This is a genomic window from Pseudomonas sp. GD03903, from assembly GCF_029840045.1.
Classification (GTDB): domain Bacteria; phylum Pseudomonadota; class Gammaproteobacteria; order Pseudomonadales; family Pseudomonadaceae; genus Pseudomonas; species Pseudomonas pseudonitroreducens.
Map to the genome: position 1 here is coordinate 1 of NZ_JAOCBT010000075.1, position 532 is coordinate 532.

The following is a 532-nucleotide window of genomic DNA, read 5'->3' on the forward strand; positions in this document are numbered from 1 at the left end:
AGCCGAGCCCGGCTCGGTCGTCACCGTCTACGACAATGGCGACAAGCTGGGCTCCGTCGTGGCCGACAAGGACGGCACCTGGTCCTACACCCCCACCACGCCGATCGCCGAAGGCGAGCACGAGTTCGAAGTCACCGCGACCGACAAGGCCGGCAACACCAGCGTGCCGTCCGATCCGTTCTTCATCGTCACCGACTACACCCCGCCGGACTACGACAAGCTTGAAATCACTGGCGTACTGGACAGCGTGGGCGACATCACCGGCAACATCGAAAACGGTGGCGTCACCGACGACAGCCGTCCGGTAATCAACGGCACCGGCACTGCCGGCGACACCATCATCGTCTACACCAAGGACAGCACCGGCAACCATGAAATTGGCCGCGCTACCGTGGGTGAAGATGGTACCTGGTCGATGAAGCCGGACCTGCCGCTCGTGCAGGGCCCGAACGAACTGACCGCCGTCGAAATGGACCCGGCCGGTAACAAGACCGTCCCGAGCGACAAGTACATCATCGATGTGGAAACAGGT

1 protein-coding gene is annotated in these 532 nt (G+C 62.6%); it reads left to right on the plus strand.

All coding sequences use genetic code 11. From position 1 onward, the window contains the following. Positions 1-532: Ig-like domain-containing protein (locus N5C91_RS31870; protein WP_279834536.1), on the plus strand; the 532-nt coding region annotated here is incomplete at both ends.